General features: G+C 58.2%; 24 protein-coding genes. 6 read left to right on the top strand and 18 right to left on the bottom strand.

Annotated elements, in window-relative coordinates; translation table 11 throughout:
* Nucleotides 1-89: 89 nt before the first annotated feature.
* Nucleotides 90-1,094: a DUF4105 domain-containing protein gene (locus tag AN476_RS17255; protein WP_054462922.1), complete on the bottom strand. Its 1,005-nt coding sequence runs from the start codon at nt 1,092-1,094 to the stop codon at nt 90-92.
* A gap of 233 nt (nt 1,095-1,327) precedes the next feature.
* On the opposite strand from AN476_RS17255, the gene AN476_RS17250 reads away from it, so the two are divergent.
* The 3 genes from AN476_RS17250 to AN476_RS17240 all read left to right on the top strand — a co-directional run bounded on the left by AN476_RS17250 (nt 1,328) and on the right by AN476_RS17240 (nt 3,473).
* On the top strand, nt 1,328-2,068 hold the full coding sequence (locus tag AN476_RS17250) for an alpha/beta fold hydrolase (RefSeq protein WP_054462920.1): 741 nt from the start codon (nt 1,328-1,330) through the stop codon (nt 2,066-2,068).
* 46 nt (nt 2,069-2,114) lie between these two features.
* On the top strand, nt 2,115-2,540 hold the full coding sequence (locus tag AN476_RS17245) for a VOC family protein (RefSeq protein WP_054463004.1): 426 nt from the start codon (nt 2,115-2,117) through the stop codon (nt 2,538-2,540).
* A 195-nt stretch (nt 2,541-2,735) separates the two neighbouring features.
* Nucleotides 2,736-3,473, top strand: a complete 738-nt coding sequence (locus tag AN476_RS17240) for an alpha/beta fold hydrolase (protein ID WP_054462918.1) — start codon at nt 2,736-2,738, stop codon at nt 3,471-3,473.
* A 42-nt stretch (nt 3,474-3,515) separates the two neighbouring features.
* Here the strand turns inward: AN476_RS17240 and AN476_RS17235 are convergent, their stop codons facing one another.
* A complete protein-coding gene (locus AN476_RS17235) occupies nt 3,516-4,088 on the bottom strand; it encodes a DUF6151 family protein (RefSeq protein WP_054462916.1) in 573 nt (190 codons plus the stop codon).
* Nucleotides 4,089-4,092: 4 nt separating this feature from the next.
* On the bottom strand, nt 4,093-5,397 hold the full coding sequence (gene phaZ, locus AN476_RS17230) for a polyhydroxyalkanoate depolymerase (protein ID WP_054462914.1): 1,305 nt from the start codon (nt 5,395-5,397) through the stop codon (nt 4,093-4,095).
* 141 nt (nt 5,398-5,538) lie between these two features.
* Between phaZ and AN476_RS17225 the strand changes: the two genes are divergently transcribed.
* The gene (locus AN476_RS17225; RefSeq protein WP_054462912.1) at nt 5,539-7,344 is read left to right on the top strand and encodes an alpha/beta hydrolase; all 1,806 of its coding nucleotides are present in this window, start codon (nt 5,539-5,541) and stop codon (nt 7,342-7,344) included.
* Between the two features lie 132 nt (nt 7,345-7,476).
* A complete protein-coding gene (locus tag AN476_RS17220; protein WP_054462910.1) occupies nt 7,477-7,920 on the top strand; it encodes a phasin, PhaP in 444 nt (147 codons plus the stop codon).
* A gap of 167 nt (nt 7,921-8,087) precedes the next feature.
* Here the strand turns inward: AN476_RS17220 and AN476_RS17215 are convergent, their stop codons facing one another.
* Nucleotides 8,088-8,960, bottom strand: coding sequence for an NAD-dependent epimerase/dehydratase family protein (locus tag AN476_RS17215; protein ID WP_054463002.1), 873 nt, complete (start codon nt 8,958-8,960; stop codon nt 8,088-8,090).
* 210 nt (nt 8,961-9,170) lie between these two features.
* Here AN476_RS17215 and phaR point away from each other — a divergent pair, with 210 nt between their 5' ends.
* Entirely contained in the window at nt 9,171-9,746 is a 576-nt protein-coding gene (gene phaR, locus AN476_RS17210; protein ID WP_054463000.1) for a polyhydroxyalkanoate synthesis repressor PhaR, read from the top strand.
* Nucleotides 9,747-9,960: 214 nt separating this feature from the next.
* On the opposite strand, the gene AN476_RS17205 is transcribed toward phaR, so the two are convergent.
* The 14 genes from AN476_RS17205 to AN476_RS17140 form a co-directional block, all read right to left on the bottom strand.
* Nucleotides 9,961-11,172: a DegT/DnrJ/EryC1/StrS aminotransferase family protein gene (locus tag AN476_RS17205; protein ID WP_054462908.1), complete on the bottom strand. Its 1,212-nt coding sequence runs from the start codon at nt 11,170-11,172 to the stop codon at nt 9,961-9,963.
* 232 nt (nt 11,173-11,404) lie between these two features.
* Nucleotides 11,405-12,715, bottom strand: a complete 1,311-nt coding sequence (locus tag AN476_RS17200) for an FAD-binding oxidoreductase (RefSeq protein WP_054462906.1) — start codon at nt 12,713-12,715, stop codon at nt 11,405-11,407.
* Between the two features lie 120 nt (nt 12,716-12,835).
* Nucleotides 12,836-14,194: a glutamine synthetase family protein gene (locus tag AN476_RS17195; RefSeq protein ID WP_054462905.1), complete on the bottom strand. Its 1,359-nt coding sequence runs from the start codon at nt 14,192-14,194 to the stop codon at nt 12,836-12,838.
* Nucleotides 14,194-14,874, bottom strand: coding sequence for a type 1 glutamine amidotransferase (locus AN476_RS17190; RefSeq protein WP_054462903.1), 681 nt, complete (start codon nt 14,872-14,874; stop codon nt 14,194-14,196). The genes AN476_RS17195 and AN476_RS17190 overlap by 1 nt, the downstream gene beginning before the upstream one ends.
* A 60-nt stretch (nt 14,875-14,934) precedes the next feature.
* A complete protein-coding gene (locus AN476_RS17185; RefSeq protein WP_054462902.1) occupies nt 14,935-16,254 on the bottom strand; it encodes a glutamine synthetase family protein in 1,320 nt (439 codons plus the stop codon).
* 158 nt (nt 16,255-16,412) lie between these two features.
* Nucleotides 16,413-17,219 carry an ABC transporter permease gene (locus AN476_RS17180; RefSeq protein ID WP_054462900.1) on the bottom strand — a complete coding sequence of 269 codons (807 nt, stop codon included), beginning with the start codon at nt 17,217-17,219 and terminating at the stop codon, nt 16,413-16,415.
* Nucleotides 17,216-18,097: an ABC transporter permease gene (locus AN476_RS17175; RefSeq protein ID WP_083464378.1), complete on the bottom strand. Its 882-nt coding sequence runs from the start codon at nt 18,095-18,097 to the stop codon at nt 17,216-17,218. The genes AN476_RS17180 and AN476_RS17175 overlap by 4 nt, the downstream gene beginning before the upstream one ends.
* Nucleotides 18,098-18,204: 107 nt before the next feature.
* On the bottom strand, nt 18,205-18,912 hold the full coding sequence (locus AN476_RS17170; protein ID WP_054462894.1) for a transporter substrate-binding domain-containing protein: 708 nt from the start codon (nt 18,910-18,912) through the stop codon (nt 18,205-18,207).
* Nucleotides 18,913-18,987: 75 nt separating this feature from the next.
* Nucleotides 18,988-19,776, bottom strand: a complete 789-nt coding sequence (locus AN476_RS17165) for an ABC transporter ATP-binding protein (RefSeq protein ID WP_054462892.1) — start codon at nt 19,774-19,776, stop codon at nt 18,988-18,990.
* 132 nt (nt 19,777-19,908) lie between these two features.
* Nucleotides 19,909-20,679, bottom strand: coding sequence for a phosphate/phosphite/phosphonate ABC transporter substrate-binding protein (locus AN476_RS17160; RefSeq protein WP_054462890.1), 771 nt, complete (start codon nt 20,677-20,679; stop codon nt 19,909-19,911).
* Nucleotides 20,676-21,116 carry a TerB family tellurite resistance protein gene (locus tag AN476_RS17155; protein ID WP_054462888.1) on the bottom strand — a complete coding sequence of 147 codons (441 nt, stop codon included), beginning with the start codon at nt 21,114-21,116 and terminating at the stop codon, nt 20,676-20,678. Before AN476_RS17155 ends, AN476_RS17160 begins: the two co-directional genes overlap by 4 nt.
* A complete protein-coding gene (locus AN476_RS17150) occupies nt 21,116-21,577 on the bottom strand; it encodes a TerB family tellurite resistance protein (protein WP_054462886.1) in 462 nt (153 codons plus the stop codon). Before AN476_RS17150 ends, AN476_RS17155 begins: the two co-directional genes overlap by 1 nt.
* 146 nt (nt 21,578-21,723) lie before the next feature.
* A complete protein-coding gene (locus AN476_RS17145; RefSeq protein WP_054462884.1) occupies nt 21,724-22,017 on the bottom strand; it encodes a DUF1330 domain-containing protein in 294 nt (97 codons plus the stop codon).
* A gap of 203 nt (nt 22,018-22,220) precedes the next feature.
* Nucleotides 22,221-25,331, bottom strand: a complete 3,111-nt coding sequence (locus AN476_RS17140) for a valine--tRNA ligase (RefSeq protein WP_054462882.1) — start codon at nt 25,329-25,331, stop codon at nt 22,221-22,223.
* Between the last annotated feature and the right edge of the window lie 53 nt (nt 25,332-25,384).

Genomic DNA, 25,384 nt, shown 5'->3' with positions numbered 1-25,384 from the left:
TGCAGGTGGGCGAGGGGCCAGCCCCTCGCGCTCCCCGGGATATTTTTGGCCAAATGAAAAGGGAGAGAGGCGCGGGATTTTTTCTGCGGTCAGTCTCCTGGAGAGGGCACGTCCTGGCGAATGAACGTGGAGTAATCCTGCTGCAGACCATGGGCACGGGCGCGGGCGGTAATGCGGCCCCGCTCAACCAGGGTCTGGAGGGAGAGGCGGCTGTCGAGGACGCCTGCGTCATAGGCATAGCTTGGAAGGTAGCCATTGGCCAGCACCCGCCAATCCAGTGGCAATTCGCCAACGATCCTGCGGATCATCTGCAGCACCACGGTGGTGCAATTGGTGGCGAGAGAATTGTACCATTGCGGCTGGTCGGCCAGATGGTTGGCGGTTGCTACATAGTGCAACAAAAGCGCGCGTGCTGTCTCTGGGCTGGTGTTGGTGCGAAAGAGCTGTACGTCTTCGCCGCGGATATTGGTGCGGATTCCGATCACGTCGCGTTCATCTGCCGCGATCAGGGAGAGGGTATTGGCTTTGAACAGATCTGCAATCGGAGAGAAACCGCCGCCCCTTTCGCGGCGGACTTCGACCGACCAGGCGATTTGTTGGCCATCGGCAAAACCAAAACTGATGATCATATGGGCGATGGATTTGCCGGACCAATAGGACATGAAGAGGTCGAGGCTTTGCAACTGCTCCAGGTCGTAGCTGCGGTTTTCCCAGGTGGCATCAAAATCATCCGCGCTGCGCCAGGTGAAATTGCGGATATTGGTGAGGGTCAGATGGGATCCATTGAGCTCGCCGGTGACCTGGCGTTCCACATCGGGAGACCAGTTTCTTGTGGCGGGTGGGGTGAGGCTGGCCCACCAGGTGATCACCGTTGCCAGGGCCAGGGCATAGGTGGCCAGGGCCCGCAGGCGCCGGGGGCGGGAGAGGCCAAAGATCACCGCCAGGGTCAGGAGGGCAAAGCCCGCAGCAAAACCCAAACGCAGCCAGAGGTCAAAGGGCAGCCGAAACCACAGAGCCAGAACGGCCCAGCAGCCCGAGAGGGCCACCGCCAGGCAAAGCAGAGCCCGGGAGCAGCTGAGGATTATCTGGGTCATTGGGATTCCTTAGGCTTTGGCTGGCAATCTGGCGCACCCTAAAAGCTGGGCGGATATGGGGCAAGCCCGGGACATTTTCCAGACGTCGGGCAGGGCGGCTTTCTGCGGCGGTCTGTCTGCAGGTTTTGAGCGGAGCAGGGGGAAATGGTTTGAACTTGGCCGAGAGACGGATTTGACAATTGCAGCCTAGTCTTTTGCGTGAGACATCTGGAGATAAGAAGGAGAGCAAAGACATGGCCGAAACCCGTTTTCTAAAAACCGAACAGGGGCGTTCAATCGCCTATCATTGCCAAAGCGGCACCGGCCCGACGCTGGTTTTCCTGGGAGGGCTCAAGTCCGACATGGAAGGTACCAAGGCCATTCATCTGGAAGCATGGGCCAAGGCGACAGGGCTGGGGTTCCTCCGGTTTGACTACTCCGGTCATGGCGTGAGTGCGGGGCTGTTTGAAGAGGGCTGTATTGGGGACTGGCATGAGGATACCCTGGCGGCGGTCTCTTCTTTGACCACGGGACCGCTGCTGGTTGTGGGCTCCTCTATGGGGGGATGGCAGGCCCTGCTATTGGCCAAAGCCATGCCCGCGCGCATCCAGGGCCTGGTGACCATAGCGGCTGCGCCTGATTTCACCGAAGATGGCTATTGGGCCAGTTTCTCGGCGGCGCAAAAGGCGGAGCTGGAGACCCAGGGCTATGTGGAGCTGCCAAGCGACTATATGGAGCCCTATCGGATCAGCAAGCGCATGATTGAGGATGGCCGCGACCATTTGGTGCTGCGCGAACCATTGGACCTGCCCTTTCCCGTGCGTTGTCTGCAGGGCACCGCCGACACAGCGGTCACGACTGAGACGGCCCTGCGGCTGTTGCACCATGCAATCTGCCCGGACATGCGGCTGAACCTGGTGAAGGATGCCGATCATCGGTTTTCGGACGTGGCCTGTCTGCGTCTGATCGAGAACTCTATTTCCGAACTGCTCTGACCGGTTGGACTATGTAAATGTAAAGGTGAAGGGAGCTGATATGGTGATGCAACAGCGGGTGAGCCTGATCACCCTAGGAGTGCCGGATATGGCGCGGGCCGCGGAGTTTTACGCGGCGTTGGGCTGGAGCCGGGCGGAAAGTCCAGATGGGGTGGTTGCATTTGATCTGATCTCGCAGACGCTTGGGCTGTATCCTCTGGAAAAACTGGCCGAAGACATTGGCCTGCCTGTCGAGGCTCTGGGAACGGGGGCGATGACCCTGAGCCATAACACCCGCAGCCGCGAAGAGGTGGACGATTTTCTGGCGCTTGCCCAACAGGCGGGAGCGGAGATTTTACGCCCGGGCGGTGAGGTCTTTTGGGGCGGCTATATCGGCTATTTCAGAGCTCCGGATGGCCATATCTGGGAGATTGCCCATAACCCGTTTTCTCCGCTGGCAGAGAATGGCGCCTTTCGCTGGAACGGCTATTGAGCCCAAGATGAGGCAGCCGCAAGGCCGGCGGTGATGGGCGGCATCTTGTTTCGTGAGGGCGCGGGGCGAAATCCCTCTTGCCCGCAGAGCCAAGTCACCGCAAGACTTGGTCTGGACATAGGCAGGCATTTGTACCCTTCCGGACATAGTCGGTTGGATCGTTTCAGAAGATCAATGAGATAGGGGTGGGGTAGCATGGAACAAGCGGGAAATTGGGGGCGTGAGCCGGTGGTGTTTTTGCCGGGGATGATGTGTGATGCACGGGTCTTTACGCCGCAGCTGAATGCCCTGTCGGCCCATGTGCCCGTGATGGTGGCCCCGCTGCATGGGGGCGCGCGGGTGGAAACTATTGCCACGCATATCCTGTCCATGTTGCCTGAGAGATTTGCCCTGCTTGGTCTGTCGATGGGGGGGATTGTTGCGCTGGAACTGTTGCGCCGCGCCCCCGAGCGCATCACGCGCCTGTGCCTTATGGCGACAACGCCACTGTCTGAAACGCCGGATCAGGCCGCGATGCGGGAGCCCTTGATCATCAGCGCGCGTACCGGCGGGCTGGAAAAGGCGCTGCAGCAGTCGCTGCCGCCAGAGGTTCTGGCACCGGGGCCGCGTCGCTTGGAGGTCCTGAACCTGGTCCGTGAAATGGGGGTGGATCTAGGGGCTGAGCTTTTTGTCGATCAAAGTCGGGCGCTGCAGAGGCGGCTGGATCAGCAGGCGACGGCGCGCCGCTGTCAGGTTCCCACGCTCATTATGTGCGGGGAGTATGATCGTCTGACCCCGGTGAAACGCCATGAATTCATGGCCGAACTAATTCCACATGCCGGGCTCGAGATCATAGCTGGCGCTGGGCATCTGCCAGGTCTGGAGCAGCCTGAAGCCGTGAACCGCGCGCTGTTGCACTGGTTGAGCGTGCCCAGCGGCTCCAGCGCAAACTGATTTTTGCAATTTGTTCCGGCTCTTGCCGCGACGGGGTAAGCGTCAGGAGTAGAGCCTGGCCCGCGCCTCTTTTGACAAAACCTCTGGCTCTGCCACAGGTTGGCCCGTCTCGGCGTCAAAAAACGGAGTTTGACGCCAGAGACCGGAAAGACGTGCGGTAAGCATGCGCGAAAAAATCCCATAGACCATGCGCGCCATGCCCTTGTTCTGGGGCGGCTTGCCGGGACGCGCGATATTGGCTTGGGCTTTGACCTTGCCCAAGGCCTCTTTGTTGTCAAAGATATCTGAACGCAGCCCGGCAAAGGAAAGCTGTGGTTTTGCCAGGGTATTGGCAAAGGGCGTGCCGCAACATCCCGCATACCAGCGAAACAGCCCCTTGGGCCCCAGCCGCATCAGGCGCAGATGCTCGGCGCCTTTGGTGATGGAGATGGCATGAGGGGCGAGCTGAAACAGATCTACCCCCTCCACCGGATCGGGTTGTTGATGAAACAGCTCTGCCGCGCGACAATCCGGACAATGGCACAACAGTCGGAGACCCGACTTTTGCGCCTCAGCGGTGATGTGCCCGACCAAGCTGCCACAGGAGCAGGAAAAACCAAGATTTCCGTCGCTCATCACCTCAGCCTTTTGTCGCCGCAGTTTTGGCTTTGGTTGCCCTGGGTTTGGCAGGGGCCTTGGCTTTGGCATTGGACTTGCGGCTGTTTGCATCCATGAAATCGATGACCAGCGGGCGGATATTGTCGCGCCAGCTGCGGCCGGCAAAGATACCGTAGTGGCCCGCACCGGGTTCGACATGGCTGGCCTTTTTGCTGTCCGGCAGGCCAGTGCAGAGATCCAGAGCGGCGATACATTGGCCCGGCGCCGAGATGTCGTCATTGGCGCCTTCGACGGTTTTCACTGCCACATTGGTGATTGCCCCGATGTCCACCTTATGACCATCCACGACAAATTCATTGCGGGCGATTTCGCGCGACTTGAAGACGCGTTCAACGGTGGAAAGATAGAACTCCGCCGTCATATCCATCACCGCCAAATACTCATCGTAAAAGCGGTTGTGGGCATCATGATCCGAAGCTTCGCCGCGGCTGGCACGCTGGATTTGATCGGTAAAGGCCTGCGAGTGGCGGTCCATGTTCATGGACATAAAGGACGAGAGCTGTAACAGGCCTGGGTAGACCTTGCGCCCCACACCTTTGTATTTGAAGCCGACCTGCTGGATCATGGTTTCTTCCAGCTGGCCCATGGTGACGCGACGACCAAAATCGGTGACTTCGGTCGGGGTCGCATCGGGGTCGACCGGGCCGCCGATCAGGGTCAGCGAAGAGGGCTGAGCCTTGGGGTCCTGCTCGGCAAGATAGGCGGTGGCTGCCAGGGTCAGCGGGGCCGGTTGGCAAACCGCAACCACATGGGTATCTGGGCCGAGCTCACGCATGAAATCAACGAGATACAGCGTATAGTCTTCGATGTCGAACTTGCCAGCGGACACCGGAATGTCGCGGGCATTGTGCCAGTCGGTGATATAGACTTCGCAATTGACCAGCAGGCTTTTGACGGTGGAGCGCAGCAGGGTGGCATAGTGGCCTGACATTGGCGCGACGATGAGTACCTTGCGCGGCTGTTCTTTACGGCCGGCAACGCGGAAATGGATCAGATCCCCAAAGGCACGTTCGACAATTGGCGTTACCTCGACCAGATGATCCTTGCCGTCTTCGCAGGTGAAGCTGTGGATGCCCCAGTCGGGTTTGACGGTCATCCGGTGAAAGGTGCGCTCGGTGACTTCGCCCCAGGCGGCCAACCAGCTGAGTGCTGGGTTGGGGATCGCAGAAAACGCGGGATAGGAGGCCATCGACAAGGCACTGGCGCCCAGCCATTGGTTCATGTTCCGGGCGGTTTCCATCAAGTCGTACGACATCATATAACGCATATGGCTTTCCTTTTTACTGCCCGCCCATGTCTCGCAACCGCGGACGGAATTTATGCAGGGCCTCGGACCTTTCGTCGCTTTGGCGTAACATGGTTAAACCAGTATTCTGCATGGCAGAAAGAGTATGAGGGATTCCTTAAGATGACAACAAGTGACATATTGAACCATGGCGCTTCGCCAGAACACATTGAACGCCTTAAGGAAAATATGGAGCGTGTTGATCAGCTCTCGCAAAAACTTGTTCAGGTTATGGCCAATAAGAAGGGACATAATCCCGGATTAGATGGTCCGAATCAGGAGCTTTTTGCACGTGCAGCAACTTCATACTGGTCAGAAATCCTGCAAAACCCCGCAAAACTGATGGAAAAACAGGTCGAATTCTGGGGCAAGTCGGTGCTGAATTTTGCCGAAGCGCAACAGGTTTTGGCGGCACAGGGCGAAGACGTGGAGAGCAAGGAGAAATCCGGGGATCGCCGCTTTGCCAATCCTATGTGGGACAGCAATCCCTATTTTCACTTTGTAAAACAACAATATCTGACAAATGCTGAAGTCATTCGCTCGGCGGTGGAGCAGGTGACGGATCTGGATCCCATTGATCGCCACAGGCTGAGCTACTTTTCCGATCAGATCATCAACATGATGGCGCCCAACAACTTTCTGCCGACAAACCCGGATGCCTTGGAAAAGGCCTTGGAGACCGAGGGGCAGTCACTGGTTGATGGGTTGCAGAACCTGGTCAATGACCTTGAGGCCAACAATGGCGAGCTGGTGGTGCGGCTCGCGGATGAAAGCGCCTTTGAGATTGGCCGCAATATCGCCACCAGCCCAGGTGAAGTGGTGTTCCGCAACCGGATGATGGAGATGATCCAGTATCACCCCACCACCGAAACGGTACATGAAACCCCCATCGTGCTGTTTCCGCCCTGGATCAACAAATTCTATATTCTCGACCTCAAGGCGCAAAATAGCCTGATCAAATGGGTGACCGAACAGGGCTACACTCTGTTTGTGGTCTCCTGGATCAACGCCAATAGTGACTATGCCGATGTGGGCATGGAAGACTACATCGAAGAGGGCTTTTTGACCGCGATCAACAAGGCCAAGGAGATCTGCAAGGTCAAGCAGGTCAATGCCATTGGCTATTGCATCGCGGGCACCACCCTCAGCCTGACGCTGGCCTTGATGAAAAAGCGCGGCGATAAATCGGTGAAATCGGCCACGTTGTTTACGGCATTGACGGATTTCTCAGACCAGGGAGATTTTACCCCCTTCCTGCAGAATGATTTTGTCGACGCGATTGTCGAAGAAATTGGCGAAGACGGCATTCTGCCCTCCTATATCATGGCGCGGACCTTCTCTTACCTGCGCGCCAACGATCTGGTCTATGGCCCTGCCATTCGCAGTTATATGCTGGGCGAGACACCGCCGGCCTTTGATCTGCTCTACTGGAATGGCGATGGTGCCAACCTGCCGGGCAAAATGGCGCGGGAGTATCTGCGGGGGCTGTGCCAGGCGAACCAATTTGCGGAAGGCGGCTTTGAGCTCTTTGGCGAGACGCTGAAGCTCAAAGATGTCGATATTCCACTGATGGCGATCACCTGCGAGACGGATCACATTGCGCCGTGGGATAACTGTTACAAAGGCGTGCAACAGATGGGGAGCCGAAGCAAGACCTTCATCGTTTCCGAGTCTGGCCATATCGCGGGCATCGTCAATCCGCCCAGCCGCAACAAATATGGTCACTATACCAATGACGATCTGAAGCTCTCTGCGGAAGACTGGAAGAAAACGGCCACTTTCAACGAAGGCTCTTGGTGGCCCCGTTGGGAGAGCTGGTTGAAGAAGCGCTCTGGCAAGCAGGTTCCGGCACGGGAACCGGGGGATTCCAATAACCCGGTGCTGGAAGCGGCCCCTGGTAGCTATGTGCGGATCCGGTCAACAGATTGATTTCTTGGGTTTACGATAATTTATTCTGCATCGCAGCAAAATTTTTCTTGAAATGCTGCGGTGCAGAAAGTATATATTCCTCATGCTGAAACGCGGGGTGGTCCCGAGATGGCAACCAGAGGAACCAGTACAATGGCTAAGACCCAAGATTTTACCGCTATGATGAAAGACATGATGGGCGCATTCCCAGTGGATACATCCGCAATGGAAGACGCTTTCAAAAGCACTGCTGCGCTGAACGAAAAGCTGAGCGCGGTTGTTCTGGGTGCTGCTGAGCAGTCCTCGGAAATCTCCAGCAAATGGACAAAAGACGCGCTGGCCAAAATGTCCGGCGTTTCCAAAGCACAGTCCGATCCTGCTGAATACGCAAAATCCGCAACCGATTTTGCCAGCGCCTCTGCTGAAGTTGCAGCCGAAAACATGGCCGCCTTTGCTGAAGTTGCAAAAAAAGTTCAGATGGAAACTGTTGAGCTGCTGATGGCTGCTGGCAAAGACATGGGCGAAGAAGCAACCGCCGCTGTCAAAAAAGCCACCACCGAGGTGACCACCGCTGCCAAAAAAGCGGCCGCGAAATAAGCAGCCCGCCTGGGCTGATCACCAAGAGCTGGATCAGGCTCCTCCCTGTCAATTGATCCGGCTCTTGCGTGTCCCAAAAGGGGCAGGTCATTTGGCCTGTCCCTTTTTGTTTGCGCCCCAAGGGGGGCAATCTGGTTGTGGTCGTCTGCTCACAGGCTTCGCTGGATTTAAAACGCCGCCTGGGTGAAGTCCCGGATTTCGGGAGCCCAGCCGCAGGCCTGCTGAATTTTATCCGCGTTCATTTGTTGATCGAGCGTTGGGCCCTCGGCCCAGGTTCCATATTTGAACATCACATATTTGCGGTTGCGCACGACATAGGCGCCATCATGGGGGTGGCGGCGAATGATTTCGTCAAGGATATCGCGTACCGGAACACCGCCCTGCGCTGCAACGTTGAAATGGCCACATTGATCCGGCTGTTCGGCCAGCAGACGGTAGGCGCGGGCGAGATCGCGGCGATGGACCAGCGGCCAGCGGGTGTGGATACTGCCCCAGACCTCCAGTGGCGCACCAGAGGCCGCCTGGCCGAGCATGCGGGAGAATACGCCACCGCCCTCTTCGTGATAGGTCATAGCGGGGTGAATGATGCAGCTGCTCAAACCGGGGTCTTGCAGAAGAGGCAGAGCGTTTTCCTGCATCCAGGCAAAGGCCGGAATGGGGCGCTTTGGACTGGACTCGCAGGCGGCTTGATCGCCGGTTTCGCCATAGAGCCAGCAGCCTCCGGTATAGAGGACCCGGAGCGGGGTGAGGCGACTGCGTGCTTCCTGCTGTATTGCGGTTATGGCGGCAGCATCCACAGCTGCCATGTCCTGATCAAAATTTGCGGCCAACTGGATGACCACATCGACCTGAGCCAGGGCGGCGCGCCAACTGGACGGGCGGCGCAGGTCCCCGCGCCAGGGATGGGCCCCCAGGCTCCGCAATTTTTGTTCCGACGCGTCTGAACGGCACAGGCCGATGACCCTGTGATTATGCGCGACAAGTTCTGCTGTCACCGCGCTGCCGATGGATCCGGTGCCGCCGAGGATGAAAATGTTCAAAGCCAAATCTCCCTTGCTGCTGTGGGGAATCTTGTAAAACCTCAAGCTCAGTTGAGCTCAAGCAGAATTTTCCAATCCACGAGGATGGCCGGCGACTTTCCAGGGGCTGCCATTGGCAATGGGGCAGCTTGGGGGGTTCTGCAGGCTTTTCTTTTGTTCTGCGCTCGCATAGTCTTTTTCTGCAATGCATCAGGTCCGGGGAGGGACAGTATGGCAGACCAGGAAAAGCCCCTGCTGATCAAGCGTTACGCCAGCCGGCGCTTGTATAACACTGAGACCAGCGACTATGTCACTCTGGAGGACATTGCGGGGTTCATCCGGGATGGACGTGAAGTTCAGATTGTCGATTTGAAATCCGGCGATGATCTGACACGTCAGTATCTGCTGCAGATCATTGCCGAGCATGAAAGCCGCGGCGAGAATGTGCTGCCGGTCAATGTGCTGAACGATCTGGTGCGCAGTTATATGCAGCCGGGGGGCGGGGTGATGCCACAGTTCCTGCAGGCCTCTTTTGATATGCTGCGTGACAGCCAGTCCCAGATGGTAGAAAATATCTCGGCGATGAACCCAATGTCGCAGATTCCGGGCTTTGACGCCATGAAGGCACAGCAAGAGGCCTTTTTGAAAGCGATGACCGGGGGGCTGCCCGGTGGGTTGGCTGGGGGCTGGGGCGGCACCACACCCGGCACTGAGGCGGAAAGCAGCAAGGGCGAAGAGGGCGAAGATCTGGATGACATCAAACGCCAGCTGTCAGAATTGCAAGAAAAGCTGTCCAAGCTGACCTAAAGGGGCGGGGAAAACCCCAGTTTCAGTTTTGCAGAATAAAAACAAAAGGCTCTGATCGCATCAGAGCCTTTTGTGGTTTTGGTTTCTGTGGCCAAAGGGGGGCTCCCGCCCGTCGTGCGATCCCTTTGGGATCTGCTCCCGTTGGGCATGGCGCCGCGCTATAGCGCGGCGCGGCTGCGTGACAGAGCGGGTGATGGCGATATTCGCTGCCTGACTAGGCCGCGGCCGCGCGGTCCATGACGCTGGTGACGGCATCCGTTAGGATGCCGGCGACCACATCCAGCTCTTCCTTGGTCAGGCGCACGGGCAGGCGCACATCGCAGGCCTGCATCAGCATGGCGCGGGTTTGTGGCAGCTCTGGCAGGTCCTGGATGAACTGCCAGTTCCAGAAGGCGCGGGCATTGTCGGCCGAACGGCCAAAGACTTGCACCTTGACGCCCGCCTTTGCGGTCGCGGCAGAGAAATCAGTGATCTGCTCATCCGTCATCCCCACGAGATTGAACTGGATGGAATCCGGTGCGCGCTGTTCGGGCGACAACGGGGCTGGCACATGAAAATAGGGAGAGGCATTCAGCTGTGCCGCCACGTAATCGTGGTTTTGCAACCCGTCGCGGACGCGCCGCGCCAATTCCGGCAGTTGCGGGCGAATGACCACGGCAGAGAGGTTGCTCATGCGCAGGTTATACAGCGGCAGCTGGTTTTGCCATTTGGCAAAGGCCTCTGCCAGATCGGCGCTGTTGTCGCCAACAGGGCCTTTGTGCTTTTGCCAGTTATGCTCGTAGGCGCCGGACATGATCACGGCACGCGCGACCAGCTCAGCATCATCGGTGATCAGAATGCCGCCTTCGCCAGCATTGATCATTTTGTAGGACTGAAAGGAGAAACAGCCGATTTGGCCAAGGGTGCCAATATTGCGCCCGTTCCAGGTGGTGCCCAGCGAATGGGCCGCATCCTCGATCACCGGAATGTCCCGCGCCGCGCAAAGCGCAAGAATGGCATCCATATCAGAGGTATGACCACGCATGTGGCTGATGATTACCGCCTGGATGTCATCCTCCAGCCGGGCTTCAAAATCAGCCATGTTGATGCGGTAGTTTTCAGCCACCTCGCAGAGGACAGGAATGCAATCGGCATGGATCACCGAAGAGGGCACAGCGGCAAAGGTAAAGCCAGGGATCAGCACGCGAGCGTCGCGGGGCAGGTTCAGGGCCTTGAGAGACAGAAATAAAGCCGCCGAGCAGGAGGAGACAGCCAGTGCATATTTACAGCCCAACAAGGCGGCAAATTCCTGCTCGAGCAGGGCCACGGGCGCATTCTCTGGCGCCGTGTAGCGAAACAGATCACCGGACTGCATCAGCTCTTCAATAGCCTGACGCGCGGCTTCTGGAATCGGCTCGGCGTCATGAACATTCGGGGCTTTGGTCATATTTCAAATTCCTGAATAGTGGATTTCATAAATATAAAACACCTGTGTCGAGAAGCCAAGAGCAAGCCTGACCTCAGGTCCCGAGATGGGCGAAATTTCACAAATCTGTTGCGCAGACCCCATGCAGATTTGGCATCTGCAGGTCAGATCCGCGGCCCAAGGTGCAGAATCCCCGCTCACCAAGTTTGGGAGCGGGGGGCATATGTTGAAAAGGCAAAGATTTGTGGGGGGGTTAGATCCCGATCCTGTCCCGCAGGGCAAACCAGGTCATGGCCAGAGCCAGCAGCGGCGACCGCATGGATGGGCCGCCAGGAAAGCTGGGCGCTGGGACGCGAGCCATGGTGTCAAAGCCTTCAGCCTGTCCCTGTATGGCAAGCGCCATCAACTGGCCGGCATGAACGGCGGTGCCGACCCCGTGGCCCGAGTAACCGGAGGCTGAAAGCACATTTCTGCCCAGACGGGCCAGATAGGGCATGCGCTTCATAGTGATCCCCAGGGTGCCGCCCCAGGCATAGTCCACCCGGACATCCTTCAGATGTGGAAAGATCTGGGTCATTGGTTTGCGCACCACCGCCTCGATATCGACAGGAAAACGATAGCCATAGCTCTCACCACCGCCAAAGAGCAGCCGTTTGTCATGGCTGAGCCGGAAGTAGTTGACCACAAACTTGCCATCAGCCACGGCCACATCCCGCCCCAGTACCCTATGGGCTTCTTTTCCCAAGGGTTCAGTTGCCACCACAAAATTGTTGATCGGCATTACCCGGGCAGCGACCTGGCGGTTGAGCCCGCCCAGATAACCGTTGCAGGCAAGGATCAGGTGCTCAGCCCGCACCTCGCCACCGGCGGTTTTTACCCGCACCTCGGACCCCTCGTCGATTTCCAAAACTTCGCTTTCCTCGTATAGCGCCGCTCCGGCCTTGGCCGCAGCACGCGCCAGCCCGAGCGAGAGGTTGAGCGGATGCAGATGCGCGGCCCCATGATCAAGAATACCGCCCTTGTAATCCGGTGAAGGGCACATCTGGTGGCAGGCCTCGGGTGTCAGAAATTCAATCTGGTCATAGCCATAGTGATCGCGCAGATGGTGCCCATAGTCATGAAGATGCCCACAGTCGCGGGTGCTGGAGGCAGTCCAGGCCACGCCGGGGCGCAGGTGGCAGTTGATCTCATGTTTGGCAATCAGGGATTTGACCAGATCCTTGGCCTCCTCTCCCATATGCCAGAGCTTCTGCGCCTCTTCGCGCCCGACAAAGCCTTCCAGCCCCTCCTGATCCATGCGCTGGCCACTGCCCAGCTGGCCGCCATTGCGTCCAGAGGCCCCAAAGCCAACCCGATGCGCCTCCAGCAGGATTACAGACAGGCCGGCCTCGGCCAAATGCAGCGCAGCCGACAGGCCGGTAAAGCCGCCGCCAATGATGCACACATCGGCGCGATGATTGCCTGACAGGGCGGGGAAAGGCGCCAGAGACGTGGCCGTCGCCGCGTACCAGCTGTTGGGGTATTTCCCCTTGCGGTCATTGGAATGGAGCAGGTTCAGGCCCATCGCACACCTCATCTTGAAGTTGTCGGGGCATCCGCGCGCCACTGCCCCTTCATCTTTCTAAAAATATTCAATTGCATTGGCGTCGCCCCCGGGGGCGACGTCAGAGTATTGGCCTTTGGCTTAGACGTTCAACAGCAGATGTTCGCGCTCCCAAGGAGAGATCACCTGCAGGAACTCCTCATATTCGGCGCGTTTCACGATGCTGTAGACCCGGGCAAACTCAGGCCCCAAAACCTCATGCAGCTTCGTCGCTTCGTCAAACAGATCTAGGGCGCTGCCCATGACCGGAGGGATATCGCCTTCGCCTTCATAGGCATCGCCTTTGAACTGCCTGTCGGGCTGTTGTTTTTCCATTAGCCCCAGGTAACCACAGGCCAGCGAAACAGCGATCCCGAGGTAGGGGTTGCAATCCATGCCGGCGATGCGGTTCTCGACCCGGCGGGCTGCCGGGCTGGACAGCGGGATGCGAATCCCGGTGGTGCGATTGTCGCGGGCCCATTCCAAATTGATCGGCGCTGCGTGGTCCTTGACGTAGCGACGATAGGAATTCACGTAGGGCGCCATCACCGCAATGCCGGCCGGCAGGTGGTTTTGCAGCCCAGCGATAAAGTGGAAAAACGCGTCCGTTTCTGAATCGTCGTCAGCCGAGAAGATATTCTGGCCCGTTTTTCGGTCCAGCACCGAATGGTGGATATGCATGGCCGAGCCTGGCTCGTTTTCGATGGGTTTTGCCATAAAGGTGGCAAAGCAATCGTGGCGCAGAGCGGCTTCGCGGATCAGCCGTTTGAAGTAAAAGACCTCATCCGCCAGTTTGACCGGGTCCCCATGCAGCAGATTGATCTCTAACTGACCGGCACCCCCCTCCTGGGTGATGCCGTCGATTTCAAAGCCCTGCGCTTCGGCAAAGTCATAGATATCGTCGATGACAGGGCCAAATTCATCGACCGCCGTCATAGAGTAGGCCTGGCGCGCCGCAGCCGGGCGGCCGGAACGGCCCATCATGGGTTCGATCTTTTTACCGGGGTCCACATTGCGGGCCACCAAAAAGAACTCCATTTCGGGGGCCACAATCGGATCCCAGCCCTGATCATGATAGAGCTGCACCACCCGTTTCAGCACGTTGCGCGGGCTAAAGGGGATGGGGTCGCCATTGCGGTCCACCGCATCGTGGATCACCTGCAAGGTCCAGTCGCCAGTCCAGGGGGCGGCCGTGGCCGTGGACATGTCCGGGTGCAGGGTCATATCCTTTTCGATCCAGCCATCCTCATCCGCAGCCTCGGCCCAGTCTCCGGTAATGGTCTGGTAAAAGATGCTGTCCGGCAGGTGAAAGAAATCCTGCTTTGCAAATTTCGACGCCGGTACTGCCTTACCACGGGCAATACCGGGCAGGTCCGAGATAACGCATTCAACTTCGTCGAGACGACGGCCCTCCAGATAGGTTTTTGCTGCTTCGGGAAGAACGTCGAGCCAGGCTGACATTAGGTCCTCTCTTTCTTCATAAAATCTGCGAGGAAGGTTGCAATTGCGGGTGAATCTACGGGGGTATCGAGCTGGCGGCTTGCCTGGTCCAAAAGCGGGTCAGGGACCACGCCGCGGCCACGTTTTTCGATCAGCCCGCCCGTGAATTCATTGCTGAACTCGGGGTGGGGCTGCAGGGTCCAGATATGGTCGCCATAGGCCAGGATGCCATTTTCACAAAAGTCGTTGCCGGCCAGAACCCGGGCCTCGGCCGGGCGTTCGATCACCTGATCCTGATGCCAGGCATTCAGAGTAAGAGGCTTGCCATCCTGCTGATAGGTCACAGGGCCTACTGCCCAGCCCCCGTCAAATTTGGCGACCTTGCCGCCCAGGGCCTGAGCAATGATCTGATGTCCAAAGCAGATCCCGGCCAGAGGCTGTTTGCGGGCGTGGATCTGTCGGATCAGCTCCTCCAGTGGCGGGATCCAGTCATGCGGTTCATAGACGCCGTGGCGCGAGCCGGTGATGATCCAGCCATCCGCAGCCTCTGCATCTGCCGGGAAGATCCCGTCCAACACAGAAAAGGTTTCGAACTCAAAACCCTGTCCCGCCAGGAGGTCACAAAACATCTGGTCGTAATCGCCCGAGTCCCGGATGAGGTCGTCAGGCGCGTGGCCGGTTTGCAGGATGCCGATTTTCATGGTTCACCAAATTTGATCAAAAAGGGATGGGGCGAGGGCGCGCCTCGGGATTGACCGCGTTCATACCGCTTCCAACCAGCTGAGCCAATGCTGCTCTGCGGGCAGGGTGGCAAAGTGGTGCAGCTCCTGTCGCTTGGTCATGGCAAGGTTTCGGATCATCATCTGTGGCAGGATGCGCGCGATGAGCGGGCTTTCCTCGAACCGGGTGATAGCCGTCTCCCAATCGGGGGCCAGCTGCGGCAGGTCGCTCTGCGCGTAGATGTTCCCGCTGGAAGCGGCGGGCGGCTGCATTTTATCCTCGATCCCCATGAGGGCGGCACCGAGCACAATCGACAGCATCAGGTAGGGGTTGATATCGCCGCCCGCAGTGCGGTGCTCGATACGCCGAGCCTTGGGGCTGCCGCCGGGAATGCGGATGGCTGCGGTGCGGTTTTCATAGGCCCAGGCTGCGCCGGTCGGGGCATGGGCTCCGGGCACCAGGCGGGCGTATGAATTGCCATGGGGCGCAAAGACCAGGGTGCTGGCGGGCATTGCTGCCAGGCAGCCAGCAACGGCCTGGTGCAGCAGTTCGGAACCGGTATCCGATCCGTCGTCAAAGACGTTGTTTCCCTCGGCATCCACCACCGAAAAATGCACATGCATACCGTTGCCAGCATCCTCAGCATAGGGTTTTGCCATAAAGGTCGCCGCCATCCCGTGCTTGCGGGCCAGGCCTTTGACCAAGGCTTTGAACAGCCAGGCATCATCCGCCGCACGCAGGGCGTCCTGATGGTTCAGGTTGATTTCGAACTGACCCAGGCCCGCCTCGGAAATGGCGGATTGCGCCGGGATGCCCATCTCTTCGGCCCCGGCGTAGAGATCGGTAAAAAAGGCATCAAAGGCGTCGAGCTCTTCGACCGACAGCACCGATTGTTGCGCCAGTTTGCGGCCTGTATGCGGATGCGCTGGCGGGCCGATCTGGGCGCCGCTGTCATCCACCAGATTGAATTCCATTTCGGTTGCGGCCATCACCTGCCAACCGCGCGCTGCATAGCCCTGCAACACCTTTGTCAGAACCTGACGCGGATCTCCAAGGAAAGGCGCACCATCCTCTGTTTCCATCATCATCGGAATCAGGGCTGAAGGCGTGTCGAGCCAGGGCATTGCCACCGGACCACGCCCGGTTGGTTTGAGAATGCCATCGGCATCGCCGGTTTCAAAAACAAGAGGGCTGTTGTCGATATCGCGCCCCCAGATGTCTACGTTCAGGGCCGAGAGCGGTAAGCGGGCGGCCCCATCGGCGAGCTTTGCCACCTGCGACGACGGCATACGTTTGCCGCGCATCTGTCCGTTCACATCACAGGCTGCAATGCGGATGGTTTTCAGCTGGGACAGGTCCATGGGAGGGCTCCTTGGTGGCGGTGCTCCTGTTGTACTTCAGGAATTGCATCGCGCCAAGAGAATTTGATCAAAAGTTTCTAATTCACCCATGAGACCGAAACGCCGACCATGAAAAATGGCTCCCGAAGGAGCCATTTTTCAGTTGTTTTGTTGATGCTTCAGCGGATCAGATTGGGCTTATACTTGACCTTGGAGCGTTGGGCCTGTGGCAAATGCCGGTTCAGCCTCTTGTTGATCAGGCCAAACAGCAAGATGACCAACAGGGTCAGCAGGATGAAGTAGAAGGCCAGAATCGGATAGGGCACAAAGGGGTTGAAGGTCTTGTCGGCGATGTATTTGGCGTAATAGAGCGCATCGCCTTGTTGGCGCCAGACCGGGAACCCCGAGAAATAGACCAGGGTGGTGGCATGGAACAGAAAGATCGCCTCGTTGGTATAGGCCGGCCAGGCTAGACGCATCATGGTGGGCCACATCACCTTGCGGAAGCGTGACCAGCCGGTCAGTCCATAGGCGTCAGCCGCTTCCATATCTCCCTTGGGGATCGACAACAGCGCCCCATAGAAGATCTCGCCGGAATAGGCCGCGGTATTGAGAAACAACACGATCAAAGCGCCCAGCCAGGCCGCGCTCAGAGGGCCAAAGATCGGGGCGACGCCTTTGAGGTAGATAAACAGGAAGTAGGCAAAGAAGAACTGGATGAAGAGCGGCGAGCCGCGAAACAGAAAGATGAACCACTCCGCCGGTTTGCGCGTCCAGGGATTGCCCGAGAACTTTGCCATCGCCAGAGCATTGGCAAAGATAAAGCCAGACATCACGGCCAGGATGCCAAAATAAAGATTTACCATCATGCCTGAGCCGATCAGGGTGAACTGATCGCACAGGGTGATGTCAGATTTTGGCAGAACCCGCTCGCCGTAGCCAATCGACTGGAAGGCGTATTTCTGCACTGTATCCCAACAGCTCATGCCGCTTTCCTTTGCGCTTCGCCGCCGACGGTCGCCTGACCATGGGACAGTTTCAGAGTAATACGGGCCAGAACCACTTCGGACACACGGGTAAAGGCGAGGTAGAAGACCAAGAGCACCAGGAAGTACCACATCCGCCAATCCCCATGCGGGTAGTCGGTAAAGCGGGCCATCTTGGAGCCCCCCAGCTCACGTGCCCAATAGACGATGTCTTCCACCCCCAGCAGGAACAGCAAAGGCGTGGCCTTGATCAACACCATCCAGAGGTTCGACAGGCCGGGCAGGGCATAGACCCACATCTGCGGCACCAGAATGCGCCAGAAGGCCTGGCGGCGGGTCATGCCATAGGCTTCAGCGGTTTCGATCTGCGCCCGCGGGACCGAGCTCATCGCGCCATAAAGCACATTGCCGGCAAAGGCACCAAAGACAATGGCAAAGGTCAGCACAGCCAGGGCAAAGCCATAGGTCTCATGGATCCATTGCGGTGAGGTGCCCAGCGGCATCTTGGCGATGTCGCACACAACAAAATCATTGCCCTGACGAATGGGGTCACTCCAGTCGGGGCAACGGGCCTGATGCAGCAGCCATTCAATGCCCTGGTCCAAAGCAATGACAAAGAACAGGAAAAAGGCAATGTCAGGCACACCGCGGACGGCGGCGATATAGCCTTTGCCGATCCAGGACACCGGAGCAAGCCGCGCGCGCGACAGCATTGCGGCCCCAAAGCCAAAGGCCAGGGCGGCCGGTGCGGTGATGGCCAAGAGCAGGAGCACGGTCCCAAAGGAGACATAGAAGCCCATATGCTTGCCGGTGGTCAGGTAGCAGCTAAGCCACTTCAGACCTTCGAGCAGGGAGGGGTCAGAGCAATAGGAAAAAATGATGGGCCTCTTACCGTGAAGGCGCAACCGGTGGCGAGGTTGCGGGAGAGGAAAGGGAATGGGACAGGGCGAACCCTGTCCCAAAAGTCATGGAGATCTAAAGGCGATCAGAACTTGCCTTCGATTTCCCATTTGTCGAGCATATCGTTCAGCGAACCGTCTTCTTTCATGGAGGCGATGGCCGCGTCGAATTTGCCGCGCAGCTCGTCGTCAGATTCACGGAAGGCCATGCCAATGCCGCCGCCCAGACGGACTTCTTCCAGGAACATCAGCTCGGTTTCGGCAACGATTGGGATCAGGAAGTCCTTGTCGGACAGAACCGCGTCCACTTCGCCGGACTGAACCGCAGCAACGGTTTCATCTGGGGTGGCGAATTCAACCAAGGTGGCACCAGTGGAGGCAACATGCGCCGACTGGATGGTCGAAGCCTGGGCTGCAACAACGGCGGTTTTGACGTCAACGCCTTCGCTCATGCCGGCATAGGCCGAAGGGGACGGCTGGGTGTAGCCCTGGGTGAAATCAACCAGTTCTTCACGCTCGGCGGTGATCGACATACCAGCGATAATGGCGTCGTAGTTGCCCGAAGTCAGGTTGGGGATGATCGAATCCCAGTCGTTGGTGACCCATTCGCAGGTCAGCTCGGCGCGCTTGCACAGCTCATCGCCCAGTTCGCGCTCAAATCCGTCAACTTCGCCATTGTCGTTGAGGAAGTTGTAGGGAGGGTAGGCGCCCTCGGTGCCCAGACGGACGGTGTCGGCCATACCCATGCCAGCAGTCAGAGCCAGCGCGGCGGTGGTCAGGATAAGTGATTTCATGGTGATACTCCCGTTTATGATTGGTTGTCGTTTCTTATTGTGATGCCTGGGCCGGTAGGCGCCCCAGGCAAGGGGTTAAAAGCTGGCGCGCAGGTGCCGGGTTGGCGCCAGGAAGGTGCGCAGACGGTCGGATTGGGTATTGCCAAACACCTCATCCGCGGTGCCCTGTTCCTCGATGAGACCTTGATGCAGGAAGACAACCTGATCTGACACATCTGCGGCCAGATTCATATCGTGTGTCACGATCATCATGGTCCGGCCTTCTGCGGCCAGATCTTTGATGACTTTGACAACTTCCTGCTCCAATTCGGGGTCCAAGGCCGAGGTCGGCTCGTCAAACAGCAGGGCTTCGGGCTCCATGCACAGGGCCCGCGCAATGGCAGCCCGCTGTTGCTGGCCACCAGACAGCTGCGCTGGATAGGCGTCCCATTTGTCGGCGATGCCAACCTTGTCCAGGTATTTGCGGGCGGCCTCTTCCACCTCCTTGGGATCGCGTCCCAAGACGGTGACCGGCGCCTCCATGACATTTTGCAAAATGGTCATATGGGCCCAGAGATTGAACTGCTGAAACACCATCGACAGATTGGTGCGAATTCGGATCACCTGCTTTGCATCACTGGGGCGACGGTTCAGTCCAGTGCCGGACCAGGTGATTGGTTCACCTTTGAAGCGGATTTCGCCATCCTGGCTGTTTTCCAGCAGGTTGCAGCAGCGCAGAAGGGTGGATTTTCCCGATCCGGATGAGCCAATCAGCGACACAACATCACCACGGTGGGCGGTGATGTTGACACCTTTAATGACTTCCAACTCTCCATAGGATTTATGCAGGTCGCGGATCTCGAGTACAGGTGCCGGATTGTTCAAAACGGTTTCGCCCAGTTGTAAAAAACTGGCACTAATTGGACTGAAAATTTGCCTGAATGCAATGTTAAAACCGGGAAGTTTTGGGGATAACTGCCCGGAATGGAGGCAACAGCTGCCAAAACGTGCAGGAGACTATCCCCTGCGCGCCTTGATCTTCAATTCTGTCAACACAGGTCCAGGCGGGGTTGGAACCGCCAGGTATTCGCTGGTTGGGATATGCAAAAACCCTTTGAGCCGCAGCCTGGAACGGGTGGCCTCGTCCAGGGTGCCAATGGCGGCTTTCACCGCCAAAAACAGGGCCGAGGGATCCTGCGTCAAGGAGGTGATCAGGGGCAGTCCCGGCGTTGGGGCTGTCAGCTCGACTACGCAGAGCTCTTTGGCAAAATCATCATAGTCCTGGATCATGTTCCAAGAGAGCATGTCGAGGGCCGCAAAATCGGCTCGGCCTTCGGCAACGGCCTGTGCCGAGGCGCGATGGCCGCCGGTTTCAACCAGGGCACCCGGCAGAATGTTTTGGTCTTGCAGGTGGATCAGGGGCGCTGCCCAACCGGATTGGGACAGGGCATCGTTATAGGCAAAACGGGCGCGGTCAAACTGGTCTAGCCTTGGCGCAGGCGTGGATTTCTTGGCGATAAACACGCTGCGATAGTAGCCGGGCGGGCAATCGGGGTGACCGTAATCAGGTGTTCCGACCAGCTCAACCTCGCCATAAAGCCGGGTGCGAAAAGGACAGCCACAGGTTTGGGCCAGAAGCAAATCCGGGGAGGTCCAGGCCTGCCAGGGATCCATGTCGCGGGTCAGGCTTTCAGGGCTGTTTTCCAGATTGTTGTGAATGGCAGCCCAAAGCGCGTCGTTGGCGGCTGCGGTTTCCGCCCTGTCATACATGCCGAGATAGGCAATCATATGGCCGCCTCCATCCGTTTGCGGGCCTTGGCGCTCTCGATATCGCTGACCCCCAACAGATTGGCAGTCAACCGCATCAGAGCATCTTCGCCGACGTCACGGTGCCCATCTGCCAGCACCACCTGCCACAGTGCCTCGACAACACCGATGCGATCTTCAAAGGCGACCGCCTCCTTGATAGCGCGGGTAAAGCGCACCGTATCCGGGGCCTCGGCTTCCAGGGCTTCTGCCTGTTCTCGCAGGATGATGGCCCCACCGGTATCCTGACCGAACCGAGAGCAGATGATGCGGTCGATACGGTCTTTTTCCACTTCGGAATAATTGTGGTCGGAACGGGCAATACGAACCAACAGCGCAGTCAACGCCATGCGCGCGCCTTCATCGTTCAATGGCTCAGGCGCCGGGTCAAGGAGGCGCGCCAGCAGTTCTTTAAACATCATTCACCCTCTAGGCTTGTGGCGAGCTTGGCGAGGGCCTTGTCGCGGGCGGACTCATTGTCCGCAAAGGACAGTCCCATGGCCTTGTAGGCCTCCTCCAGAATGCGCACCTCACCTTCGTGTTCATTTTGGTCAGCCAGCACCACTTCCCACAGGGCATCGAGCGCGGCCAGGCGTTCATCCAGCCCGGTGGTTTCCCGGATCAGACGGCCAAAGGTATCGGTTTCGGGCGCGGCCGCGTGCAGCTTTTCGCAGGTCGCCCGGACCTTTGCGGCCTCTAGCGCGTCATGCTGGTAAAGGCGCGACAGGATCCGGTCGATCAGGCTGATCTCTTCCAGCTTGTACTCGCGATCCGACTTGGCCACCCGCACCAAAAGAGCGCCAAGCGCCAGCTCGGCATCCGGGTCCGGCAGGGCCGGCGTGTCCGTGGGGCGAAAGGCCTGAAAAAACTTCTTGAGCATAACTGGGATACTCCGTCGATCCAAGAGAAGGGCGCGGCAGGTAGATACAGGCCTCGCCAAAAAATACTTGCCTGCGGGCGGTTTTAGGGCGCTCACCTGACCGGTGCCAGATGTGCCCTTTTAAATGGCGCCAACAGGCGAAAACCTTAGCTATCGTAGCCTTCGACAATCTCCATGTCACCGGTTGAGACCGGGTCGCGCAGCGCTTTGGCATCTTGATAAGCGACACTATCATAACAGGATTTGGCGGTTTCGAAATCCTTGAATTCGATCACCACCGTGCGGGCGCGCAACTTGCCTTCGCGGACTTCCTTGGGGCCGCCCCGCACCAGAAAGGATGCGCCATATTCAGCAAAGGGCGCGGCATTGGCCGCGATATAGTCCTTGTAGCGGTCCAGATCATCGACATCGACATGCGCAACCCAATAGCCCTTTGGCATCTTCAGAACTCCCTCATGATGTTTGTCCCAAGCTGATACAGAACCGGAGAAATGACAATGGTGAGCTGTCAGCCATTTTCCCCGTAACGGTCTGAAAGCTGTAAAAACTGATAAAAATACAAAGCGTTCGAACTGAAAACGCCCGCACAGTTGGCGGGCGTTTTTGTGGGGTTTTTTCCTTGCCGCAGCAGGGCGCGCAGCGGTTAGCCGATCTCTTGCAGACGCGCCAGCGCCTCTTTGATCTTGGCTTCTTCCTCTTCGCGTAAGCTGAGGTTTTCACGGGCTTCGGCCACCACTTCTTCTGGTGCGGAGGCGGCGAATTTGGGGTTCTTCAACCGACCGCGCAGGCCGCCCAGCTCCTTGGCCAACTTGCCGAGGTTCTTTTCCTGACGGGCCTTTTCTGCCGCAACGTCAATGATATCGGCCAGCGGCAGCGCAAAGGAGGCCCCCGGCGCACCGATCGAGATACAGCCCTTGGGCAGCGTGTCCGCCTGGGTCAGGCTCTCGATGCGGGCCTTGTTCATAATCAGGCCTGCGTTGCGGTCCCAGTAACCTTGGGCAGCGGCGTCCATTTCGGTGACCAGCATCGGCACGATGGAACCCGAAGGCACGTTGAGCTGGGAGCGCGCCGAACGGACATTGCCGATGACGGCGATGACCCAGTTCATTTCCGCCTCGGCCTCTGCGTCGACCAGATCGGCGGCGGTGTAGCTGGGCCACTGGGCGTGGGCCAGCATATGCGCCGCATCGCCCATCTTGACGCCCCGGCCTTCGGTGGCGTTCCATAGCTCTTCGGTGACAAAGGGCATGATGGGGTGCATCAGAATCAGCGCCTGATCGATGGCCCAGGCGAATGTCGCGCGGGTCTCGTCCTTGGCCGCCTGATCGTCGCTTTGGAACACCGGCTTGGTGAATTCCAGATAGCGGTCGCAAAAGGTGTTCCAGAAGGTCGAGTAGAGCGCATTGGCCGCATCGTTGAAGCGGAAGCTTTCAAAGCCCGCATCCACCTCTTCGCGCAGCTTGGCGATCTCGCCAATGATCCAGCGGTTCAGCGGCAGGGTCACCTTGGGCGGCTCCGCGCCACGTTCAACGCTGAAGGCATCAATCTGGCTGTCACCGTAAGAGCAGGCCTGCCAGATCTTGGTGACAAAGTTGCGATAGCCCTCGATCCGCTTCATGTCGAGCTTGAGCACCCCGCCAAGGCTGGCCATGGCCGCATTGGTAAAGCGCAGTGCGTCGGCGCCGTATTCGTCAATGATTTCCAGCGGATCAACGACGTTACCGGTGGATTTGGACATCTTCTTGCCCTTGGCGTCGCGTACCAGCCCATGCAGGTAGACAGTGTCGAATGGGATGCGCTGCTCGACGGGGAGGTCCTGATCCAGAACCGCCATTTGCATCATCATCATGCGCGCAACCCAGAAGAACAGGATGTCCTGACCGGTGACCAATGTAGAGGTCGGGAAGTATTTCGAGGTTTCCTCGGTCCACTCAGGCCAGCCGAGCGTGCCGATCGGCCAGAGACCGGAGGAGAACCAGGTGTCCAGAACGTCGGGGTCGCGGAGGAGTGGCGCTTTATCTTCTTTGACAAGTCTCATCGCTTCATCTTTGTCCGCTGCAAAGACAACATCTTGGTTCCAATGGCCATAGTGAGCTTGCGCTTGCTTTAGAACATCTGCCTCGGAGGTGCCGCAGAACACTGCGAGCCCTTCCTTGTGATGGTGCTCCATTGATGCCTTTGCTGCTTCCGGATCTTTTACGAAAGTATTGCAAAGGTGTTTCGGGCCATACCAAACCGGGATCTGATGCCCCCACCACAGCTGGCGCGAGATGCACCAAGGCTCGATATTCTCCAGCCAGTGGTAATAGGTCTTTTCGCCAGACTCCGGCAGGATTTTGACTGTACCGTCTTTCACCGCATCCAGCGCCGGTCCGACGATCTTGTCGGTCTCAACAAACCACTGATCGGTCAGCATGGGTTCAATGACAACCTTGGAACGGTCGCCAAAGGGCTGCATGATCGGCTTGTTCTCAACATAAGGCACGGTCTCGAAGACTTCAGTCTCGTTGCCCTCGTCATCATTGACGGTTTTGGTAACGGTTTGCATCACCGCCAGACCCTCGGCGGTGATATCGGCGACCACGCGTTTGCGTGCTTCAAAACGGTCTAACCCACGGTATTCTTCTGGCACCAGGTTCATCGCGGCGATGCTGGCCTCGGTGAACTTAGCTTCGCCATTGGCAATCGCCTGCGCGATGGTGGCTTCCTCGACATAGGGACGACCATCGGCGCGCATATTGGCCTTGGTGTCCATCAGGTTGTACATCGGAATGCCGCCGCGCTTGGCGACCTGATAGTCGTTGAAATCATGGGCACCGGTGATTTTCACCGCGCCGGAGCCAAAGTCCTTATCCGGGTATTCATCGGTGATGATTGGGATCAGACGGCGCTGCGCCTTGGGGCCAACCGGAATTTCACAGAGCATGCCGACGATCGGCGCGTAGCGTTCATCCGAGGGGTGCACCGCAACCGCGCCGTCGCCCAGCATGGTTTCGGGGCGTGTGGTGGCGATGGAGATATAGTCGCGCTCTTCCTCGAGCGTGACGTTGCCGTCCTCATCCTTCTCGATGTAGGTATAGGTCGCACCATTCGCGAGCGGGTACTTAAAGTGCCACATGTGGCCTGCGACTTCGATGTTCTCGACCTCAAGGTCAGAGATCGCTGTTTCAAAATGCGGATCCCAGTTGACCAGGCGCTTGCCGCGATAGATCAGCCCCTTGTTGTACATCTCCACAAAGACCTTGATCACGGCGTCGTGGAAATTGGGCGAGTTCTCGTGGCCCGTGCGGGTGTCACCATGGGCGCCCGCCATGGTAAAGGCGGTGCGGTCAAAATCGCAGGAGGCGCCGAGGCGTTTCAACTGTTCAATGATGGTGCCGCCGGACTGTTCTTTCCACTCCCAGATCTTGGCCAGGAAGTCGGGGCGGGAGAAATCCGTGCGTTTCTTGCCGTCCTTGGCCAGTTCCCGCTCCACCACCATCTGGGTCGCAATGCCTGCGTGGTCGGTGCCGGGCTGCCACAGGGTGTCAAACCCCTGCATGCGCTTCCAACGGATCAGGATATCCTGCAGGGTGTTGTTAAAGGCATGGCCCATATGCAGAACGCCGGTGACATTGGGCGGCGGGATCATGATGCAATAGGTCGAGGCTTCTGGCTTGGCGTTGGCACCAGCCTTAAAGCAGCCGGCCTCTTCCCAGGCTTTGTAAAGGCGGCTTTCTGCTTCGGCCGCGTCGAATGTCTTGTCCAGTGCCATGAGGGTCGTCCTGCGTCGGTTGAATTCGGGGTTGCGCCTCCAATAACGAATGG

Source organism: Phaeobacter sp. 11ANDIMAR09 (genome assembly GCF_001294455.1).
Taxonomy (GTDB): domain Bacteria; phylum Pseudomonadota; class Alphaproteobacteria; order Rhodobacterales; family Rhodobacteraceae; genus Pseudophaeobacter.
This window is presented reverse-complemented; position numbering and strand designations above follow the sequence as displayed.

Excerpts from the sequence above, each read along its gene's own strand:
- AN476_RS17190 (WP_054462903.1), bottom strand. The coding sequence starts at position 14,874 with ATGAAAATCGGCATCCTGCAAACCGGCCACGCGCCTGACGACCTCATC.
- AN476_RS17145 (WP_054462884.1), bottom strand. The coding sequence starts at position 22,017 with ATGCCAAAGGGCTATTGGGTTGCGCATGTCGATGTCGATGATCTGGAC.
- AN476_RS17180 (WP_054462900.1), bottom strand. The coding sequence starts at position 17,219 with ATGAGCTGTTGGGATACAGTGCAGAAATACGCCTTCCAGTCGATTGGC.
- AN476_RS17185 (WP_054462902.1), bottom strand. The coding sequence starts at position 16,254 with ATGGACCTGTCCCAGCTGAAAACCATCCGCATTGCAGCCTGTGATGTG.
- AN476_RS17155 (WP_054462888.1), bottom strand. The coding sequence starts at position 21,116 with ATGTTTAAAGAACTGCTGGCGCGCCTCCTTGACCCGGCGCCTGAGCCA.
- AN476_RS17245 (WP_054463004.1), top strand. The coding sequence starts at position 2,115 with ATGCAACAGCGGGTGAGCCTGATCACCCTAGGAGTGCCGGATATGGCG.
- AN476_RS17255 (WP_054462922.1), bottom strand. The coding sequence starts at position 1,094 with ATGACCCAGATAATCCTCAGCTGCTCCCGGGCTCTGCTTTGCCTGGCG.
- AN476_RS17160 (WP_054462890.1), bottom strand. The coding sequence starts at position 20,679 with ATGATTGCCTATCTCGGCATGTATGACAGGGCGGAAACCGCAGCCGCC.
- AN476_RS17240 (WP_054462918.1), top strand. The coding sequence starts at position 2,736 with ATGGAACAAGCGGGAAATTGGGGGCGTGAGCCGGTGGTGTTTTTGCCG.
- phaZ (WP_054462914.1), bottom strand. The coding sequence starts at position 5,397 with ATGCGTTATATGATGTCGTACGACTTGATGGAAACCGCCCGGAACATG.
- AN476_RS17220 (WP_054462910.1), top strand. The coding sequence starts at position 7,477 with ATGGCTAAGACCCAAGATTTTACCGCTATGATGAAAGACATGATGGGC.
- AN476_RS17195 (WP_054462905.1), bottom strand. The coding sequence starts at position 14,194 with ATGTCAGCCTGGCTCGACGTTCTTCCCGAAGCAGCAAAAACCTATCTG.
- AN476_RS17150 (WP_054462886.1), bottom strand. The coding sequence starts at position 21,577 with ATGCTCAAGAAGTTTTTTCAGGCCTTTCGCCCCACGGACACGCCGGCC.
- AN476_RS17170 (WP_054462894.1), bottom strand. The coding sequence starts at position 18,912 with ATGAAATCACTTATCCTGACCACCGCCGCGCTGGCTCTGACTGCTGGC.
- AN476_RS17225 (WP_054462912.1), top strand. The coding sequence starts at position 5,539 with ATGACAACAAGTGACATATTGAACCATGGCGCTTCGCCAGAACACATT.
- AN476_RS17140 (WP_054462882.1), bottom strand. The coding sequence starts at position 25,331 with ATGGCACTGGACAAGACATTCGACGCGGCCGAAGCAGAAAGCCGCCTT.
- AN476_RS17200 (WP_054462906.1), bottom strand. The coding sequence starts at position 12,715 with ATGGGCCTGAACCTGCTCCATTCCAATGACCGCAAGGGGAAATACCCC.
- AN476_RS17235 (WP_054462916.1), bottom strand. The coding sequence starts at position 4,088 with ATGAGCGACGGAAATCTTGGTTTTTCCTGCTCCTGTGGCAGCTTGGTC.
- AN476_RS17250 (WP_054462920.1), top strand. The coding sequence starts at position 1,328 with ATGGCCGAAACCCGTTTTCTAAAAACCGAACAGGGGCGTTCAATCGCC.
- AN476_RS17205 (WP_054462908.1), bottom strand. The coding sequence starts at position 11,172 with ATGACCAAAGCCCCGAATGTTCATGACGCCGAGCCGATTCCAGAAGCC.
- phaR (WP_054463000.1), top strand. The coding sequence starts at position 9,171 with ATGGCAGACCAGGAAAAGCCCCTGCTGATCAAGCGTTACGCCAGCCGG.